This is a genomic window from Corallococcus sp. CA053C (assembly GCF_003611675.1).
Classification (GTDB): domain Bacteria; phylum Myxococcota; class Myxococcia; order Myxococcales; family Myxococcaceae; genus Corallococcus.
Genome location: NZ_RAWA01000080.1, coordinates 22420 through 28889, shown reverse-complemented (window position 1 = coordinate 28889; position 6470 = coordinate 22420). Strand labels below are relative to the sequence as shown.

5 protein-coding genes are annotated in these 6470 nt (G+C 64.8%); 3 read left to right on the top strand and 2 right to left on the bottom strand.

The window, feature by feature from the left end:
• Window positions 1-1058 precede the first annotated feature (1058 nt).
• On the top strand, window positions 1059-2291 hold the full coding sequence (locus D7V97_RS44115) for a putative sensor domain DACNV-containing protein (RefSeq protein ID WP_158623359.1): 1233 nt from the start codon (window positions 1059-1061) through the stop codon (window positions 2289-2291).
• A 1753-nt stretch (window positions 2292-4044) separates the two neighbouring features.
• Here the strand turns inward: D7V97_RS44115 and D7V97_RS13720 are convergent.
• On the bottom strand, window positions 4045-4758 hold the full coding sequence (locus D7V97_RS13720; RefSeq protein ID WP_120611077.1) for a PPC domain-containing protein: 714 nt from the start codon (window positions 4756-4758) through the stop codon (window positions 4045-4047).
• A gap of 15 nt (window positions 4759-4773) precedes the next feature.
• Window positions 4774-5445 carry a hypothetical protein gene (locus D7V97_RS13715; RefSeq protein ID WP_120611076.1) on the bottom strand — a complete coding sequence of 224 codons (672 nt, stop codon included), beginning with the start codon at window positions 5443-5445 and terminating at the stop codon, window positions 4774-4776.
• A 148-nt stretch (window positions 5446-5593) separates the two neighbouring features.
• Between D7V97_RS13715 and D7V97_RS13710 the strand changes: the two genes are divergently transcribed.
• Window positions 5594-6106 (top strand): hypothetical protein, encoded by a 513-nt coding sequence (locus D7V97_RS13710; protein WP_120611075.1) that lies wholly within the window; start codon window positions 5594-5596, stop codon window positions 6104-6106.
• A gap of 15 nt (window positions 6107-6121) precedes the next feature.
• Window positions 6122-6448: an FBP domain-containing protein gene (locus D7V97_RS13705; RefSeq protein ID WP_120611074.1), complete on the top strand. Its 327-nt coding sequence runs from the start codon at window positions 6122-6124 to the stop codon at window positions 6446-6448.
• Window positions 6449-6470: the final 22 nt, after the last annotated feature.

The following is a 6470-nucleotide window of genomic DNA, read 5'->3' as shown; positions in this document are numbered from 1 at the left end:
CAAGAAGAGGTAGAAGCATCGACCCACTGAGTTGCGACATCGGGCTGTGCGCTAAGCCGAAAGACACCATCTAGTCCTCCCCCCGGATGAAGTCCGCCGCGCCTGCATGTTGGCCCCACGAGGAGGGTTGCCATGCAGGAGCCCGGGCTGAAGCTGAAGCAGACGGAGAAGGAGACGCTGGACGCGCTGATGCGTCGGGGCCGTCAGTCCGTGAGGGTTTTGAAGCGAGCGCGCGCTGCAGTCGCTGGGGGACGGCTGGTCGGGCGTTGCTGCTGCGCAAGTCGCTGGCCTGTCGCAGCGGACGGTGCTCCAGGCGCCAAACCGCGACCATTTCTGCTCCCTCAAGTGGGGGCAGGGCTGAAGCCGGAAGAGGCAAGCCCTCCGCCTGATGCAGCGGCGAAGGCGGTGCTCGGTGGTGCGCGAGGATGCATGGGATGACCGCCCAGGTAGGTGCTCAGCCCACCCACTGGCCACGTTTCTTCCGACCGCCTCCGCCCTGAGCCGACCGCCGCGCCCATTGCTCCGGCGCGCGATCCGCTTGGCCGACCCTGGGGCGATCCGCTTGGCCGGCCCGGCTACGAACAGCTTGGCCAACCCGACTGCGATCCATTACCCCGGCCCGTTAGGGCCCGTTCAGAAATTACTTACCCGTTTCGAGCGCCCGAAAGCCGATTTCTCGGGGGCTGGAACGCCTCTGATGGGCAGGTAAATTGCGAGCGGGCCCTTACAGTTGAGCTCCAGGCAGTAGAAGCCCACGCTCCTACCACGCACCTGATGGGGGCGCAGCCTGGCAGGCGTGTGCCCCAAGGGAACTGCACCGCGTCTCCACCGGCCCGGTGCACAGCCCGAGCGGCACCCGTCAGCGGCCCTCCTCGGCCCCTCTGCACCTGCCACCACCCTCAACAGGGCCTCCATCTCTCCTATACTTTGTTGCCTGGGCCCAACGATGGAATTTCAGCATACTTCGAATCTGGCCACCGGCGGCCCGCGCTATCCGTCCCCGAGTGAATCCGAGGAAGAGCCTTCCCAAAAAGGCATTGAGCTACATAGCATTCGGCATGGCCGAGTTACTGAAATACCCCCGAGACGTGGTGAAGGAATTCCTTGAACGGGACAAGGCGAAGAGAGAGCGCACAGACATTGTTCTGCGGGAGATTTTTGGGGAATTTCCTAAGGAGAAAGATGCGCCGCTGAGCAAGAAGGACTTGAGAAGCCTTGTTGAGACCATGCTATTTGCGTCAATGGCCACCGAGGAGGGTCACATTCAGCCTGTTGGAGTCGTCTTCGCTAGAAGCCGAGATGACTTCGAGTCAGAAGATGAGCCTTGGGTCCTCTATATGTTTGAATCGCCGCGAACGCTTGGCGTACGAGACGTGACAAAGCTTGCCGCGACCTGTGATTTTCCACGCTCTTTTTTGGCGGTGATGCCCATCGCAGGGGAGCTGAAAATCGTGGGAATTGCCGCACCCAGCAATCAGTCTGCAGGGACTTATGATCGCTTGGTGCGCGTGATGGCTCCGCAACCTGGAACCATTGTCATGTTTAGAGGCAGAGCCGAAGTTGTTCGATATTCCCGAGGCAGCATTCCCCCTCGGCCACCGGACTTCTTGGAACTCTGTGGTGGAAAATCTCAACAGGTAGCCTTGATTGTTAGATCTGTCTTTGGATTGTATTTGCCGAAAAATGCTGAGATTGCTGACGTCGAGGGCTTTGTTTTTGCGGAAATCCGCAGTGTTGTTTCGATGATGAGTCGACTTGGACATGGCGGCCTTCTCGCTGTTCTTGGGCCTCACGACGATGGCGGAAGTTTGCTTAAGTCTGAGAATCGGCTCCGGGGGCCGATGGGATATGGATCTGCGCTCAATGATAATTTGAATGCCAGGGCTGCCCGTATGCCGAAGGCACGACGAGGTCCGGATGCTGGCAGTGCCGACCCCTCCGGAGAGTTGCTTAAGTCGATACGTAAGCAACTTGTTAGGCTTTCGGCTGTGGATGGGGCGGTTCTTCTGAGCAATTCGCTGCAGGTTCTTGGTTTCGGAGTGAAGCTGGTGATTCGGCACGAGGAAAACCCCCTGGAAGTGCGCACAGTTGCTCCAGACGGGACTCCTGGAGAGAGGTGGGATCTTCATGCTCGTGGTGCACGACATAGAGCTGCTGCGACGTTCGCGCAGCAACATCCGGATGGATTGGCATTCATTGTCTCTCAGGATGGGGATGCTGCGATGTTTCAGTCTCGTGGCGACCATGTTGCGTATTGGCCATTGGGGGTGCCGATTGAAGCGTCCCTGTGATGGACAGTGTTTGTTGCGTAAGCGGTGCGATCTGGAACTTGAGGTGGACTGGTTGCATTAGGACTTGGTTTGCCAGGGCGCTGCCATTTGCGACAGGCCAACGGGCGCCTTTTCTCCGTGGCACTACCCGCAGTCCCTGGAGTCCGTCATGGCCATCATCTCGTAGCGCGCCGCCTTCCTGTCCCTCGCCCTTGCGCAGATGCACTCGCCCTACCGCTGGGGCGCGAAGGGGCAGCGCGCGGCGTCACCGGCGGGCGCTCCGCCGTGACGGGCGCCGAGCGGCTCCCGTTCGAGAAGTGAACGTGCAGGTGCGCGCCGGGTAGCTCGCGGTCGCCCATCGCCTGCTCCGAGTAGCCGGCCCTTCTGACGTATGTGTCTCCACCGCGCGGCTACGACCTGAAGAACCCTCCTGGCACTCCGGCATGGAAGGCTCGTCCGGGACGGAAGGGGAAGTGGGCAGGCCCCGCCAGCACCCTGACGTATGCCATCCAGACGGAGCTGGTGGCTAACCTCCGGAAGGGCGCGACGAAGCGCATCGCCGCGGGGCTCGCTGGCACCACGGAGGGATGGCTCAAGAACTGGCTCCGGCGCGAGCGCGAGGCCATTGAGGCAGGGAAGCGCAGCCGCTACACCGAGTTCGTCCAGGAGGTGGAGAAGGCGGAGGCCCAGTACCAGATGATGCTATACTTCGGGCGGGACGACGTGCGTCGCGGCGAGGGCGGAAACGGATCCTCGTCCACGGATCCTCGTCCACGGGGCCGCGCGCCATGGCCACGTCCGGAGACGACGACGAACGACGCGAGCGCGAGGCGTCCGCCGCCCCCCGCTCTCCTGAATGCGTGGAGTGCGAAGGCGTCTCTGCGGTACCACCCCGTCGCACCGGCAGCGACGCGAGCACGGGCCCCCGGGGCCTGCGCGCACGCAGCGGCACGGTGGAGTCGGCGTCCTCGTCCCCATCCTCCTGCATGGGCTCGAGGATACTGGGTCCGGGCACGCGCATCGCGCGCTCGGGGAAGGCTTCCGCAGCGGCATATTTGCGCACCGTCCCTCGCGCCAGCCGCAGCGTGCAGTTGATTCTCAGCAGGGGCTCCCCGCCAAGTAGCGACGCCGTACAGCATCGTATGCAGCGACCCGCTGGGCTTGACTTTCCTCCCGGGCACGAGCTGCGGCATGAGTTCGCGAGAAGCGGGTGTGACGGCGCGCTGGCGCGGCATCCCCGCTCGACATGCCCGGCAGCGCGCGAAGCCGGGGATGGGCGCCAGTCAGCCACAGTTCCATCATTTGCCGCGCATTCAGCAGAAAATCCCAGCGGCCCGCGACTTGCTGCGCGTCCGGATCGCCTAGCGTTGACGCTCGTGCATATTGTGTCGACCGGTCTCTGGCGATGACGGCGATGCCGGGATGGCGACGCAGCCACGCGAGAACCGTCGGCGCCGAACGGTCCGTCAGCAGCTCGACGACACGGTGCTGTTCCAGATTGACGACACGGTGCTGTTCCAGATTGACGAGAATGGAGCCATAGGTACTCCCTTTGCGTAAAACCCAATCGTCGACGCCAAGGACCCGTGAGTCTCCCCAGGGTGTATTCGCCCCGCTGGCGGCCTGCCGCTTCTGCCTACTCTCCCGAGGGGAACCACACGAAGCGCGGGAGGCCCACCGAAGCGGGGGAGTCTCACCCCCAACACCGGCCCCGAGGGAGGACTTCCCCCCGGGGCCGGGCACTGCTTCACACCTCAGGGCGCGCAGCCCGCCTTCAGTAGGTCGCCTTCAGCGTCACACCGGAGTAGTCCGTGAAGCCCTTGATCATCACGTGGTAGACGCCCGCCGTGGGGTAGCTGATGAGGCACGACTCCGTGTTGCCTCCCGTCAGGGGGCGGCAGTCGAAGACGTAATCCTCGGGCTTCGAGCCCTGGCGGACGTACGGGTCCGCGTCGCCCGTGCCGAACATCGTCTGCACGAGCAGCGAAGTCTTCCCGGCCGGCACGGTGAGGGTCCAGTAGCGGTACGAGTCCTTCGCGCCCGACAGGCCGGTCACCGGGACGTTGTTCACCAGGGTGCCGGTGCCGGGGTCGGGGTTCCCTCTGGTGGCATACGCGCCGCGAAGGGAGGCGTTGTTGAACGTCTGGGACGAGCCCGCGTTGTACACGCGCACGTGCCAGGTGCCCGCCGCGGGTGAGTTGACAATGCACGACTGGTTGTTGTTGACGACCCCGCCCATCGCGCCGATGCAGTCATAGGACGCCAGGGTGGGGGAGCTGCCGCGCTTCGCGTAGAGGTGCGCGGTACTGCCGTCTGCGCCGGAGGTGCTGAACTTGACGCTCGTGGCCCCCGCCGGGATTTCGAGCGTGTAGTCGCAGGAGAAGGTCCCGGGAGGCGCGCTCACGCCGTAGGTGGTCGAGTTGTTGGTGAGCGGGCTGGTGGTGGTGCAGCCCGGCTGGCCGGTGTCAGGGTGTAGGTGGACTGGCAAGCGTGTCTGACATTCTTAGGGCGCCAGGAAGAGGCTGGCACCGCTCGCCAGGCGCTTGCGGACCGCGCGCGCGTCGAGCTGGATGAGGACCTCGGGCTCCTCGTCCGTCTGTTCCTCCGCGGAGAGCGAATCCCACTCCTCCGTGTCGAGCACCTCCGGGACGACGAGCGTGCGCAGGTCCGGAGGTTTCTGCGACTTGATGACCTTGCGGCCGTTCATCACGTAGTGCGTGAGATGTTTCGCGTGCAGCTGGGACGCGTCGCCAAAGAGGGTGAGCCACGCGCCGGAGCCGGAGTCGACGAGCTGGGCCTCCACCACGCCGGCCGCGTACGTCACGCTGTCCGCGGAGCGCGCGACCAGGGCCTCGCGCACGCGCAGCGTCCCGGTGCACACAAAGGAGAAGCCGACGCCCACGAAGAGGTTCTGGCAGGTGACGTCGCCGAACACGACGAGGACGCCCTGGTCATGCCCGGCGGACTCGACGAGCATGTTGCCGTCGAGCTCCACGGGCCCCTTCACGAGTGTGTAGGGATGGGGCGGCCGCCACGGCGCGGGGCCGGCCTGTTTCACCCCGTCGAGCTCGGCCCAGGGCTCCTCCACGTCGAGCGTGAGCAGGTTGTCGACGAACTCGCGGAGCGGCGCGGGGGCCGTCTGGAGCTGGGGTGGTGCGGTGGGCCTGGGAGGCATGGTCGGGCTCTTCCTTCGTGGGAGGGTGCCGGTTCCTCCTGCCCGACGTGCTCGACGGGTGGCAATGGCTTTCTTCGGGTTGACGGTTCTCCATTGTTGGGGACGCCGATTCGATCGACTCTCCGGCCCATGGGCTTCGAATACGTGATTGCCGGACGACGCGCTCCCTCCTCACGAGGCACCGTGGGTCTACAAGCTCGAACAAGCTTATGAGGAGGACGCCGAGGACGACGAGGACGAGTTGTGGTTCGACGAAGGCTCGCTGGATGCGTGCGAGATCCTGCCCGAGAACAACGAGGAGTTCTTCGCCGCGGTCGAGCGCCTGGTGGGCTTCGTCCCCGCGGTCGTGATCGTGATCGATCCTGCGGCGTGGGAGGTGAGTACCCTGGTCGCGGAGGTGCTGGCGGACGCGCTCGACGGCGTCATGTACTGCGACGGCCTGGTGAACGAGCACGGTCTGGAATACGTGCCAACGGAGGGCGCGTCGGCGGTGACCACCATCGACGAGCTGGAGGCGCGAATCTTCGCCTCCTACCAGGATCCCGAACCGTACTTCACCCGCCGGGCGGCGCGACAGGCGGCCAGACAAGCCGAAGCCGATGCGCGCGATCCGGCCGGAGCCGCGAAACGAGCCGCGGATAGCGATTGGGGAGATGTCTGACCGCCCCCCATCCTTATGAGTTCCGGTAGGGTCGCTCCCGGAGGCAAGCAGCCCACGGGCATCGCCTTCCGCCGGGATCACCAGGGGGACAAGTCCCTGGTGCCGCAGGTGTGTGATTGGTGCCGCACCTCCGAGGCGGAGATTGGACTGCTCACCACGGATGTCGACTCGAAGCGCCGGGTGGGCGTGAACCTTTGCATGGACCTGCGCTGCGGCGAGCGGCTGGAGTCCGTGGCCAACCTGTCCGGTCGCAGCATCCTGGACGACACCCAGCGGCTCGTTGAACGGATGGCCCGCTTCGCGAGCGAGGCGTTGGGCCTCGAGGCTGGCTCGGACGCGTGAGGAGGCGGGCGCTCAGGCCCGC

Excerpts from the sequence above, each read along its gene's own strand:
- D7V97_RS13705 (WP_120611074.1), top strand. The coding sequence starts at position 6,122 with ATGAGTTCCGGTAGGGTCGCTCCCGGAGGCAAGCAGCCCACGGGCATC.
- D7V97_RS13715 (WP_120611076.1), bottom strand. The coding sequence starts at position 5,445 with ATGCCTCCCAGGCCCACCGCACCACCCCAGCTCCAGACGGCCCCCGCG.
- D7V97_RS44115 (WP_158623359.1), top strand. The coding sequence starts at position 1,059 with ATGGCCGAGTTACTGAAATACCCCCGAGACGTGGTGAAGGAATTCCTT.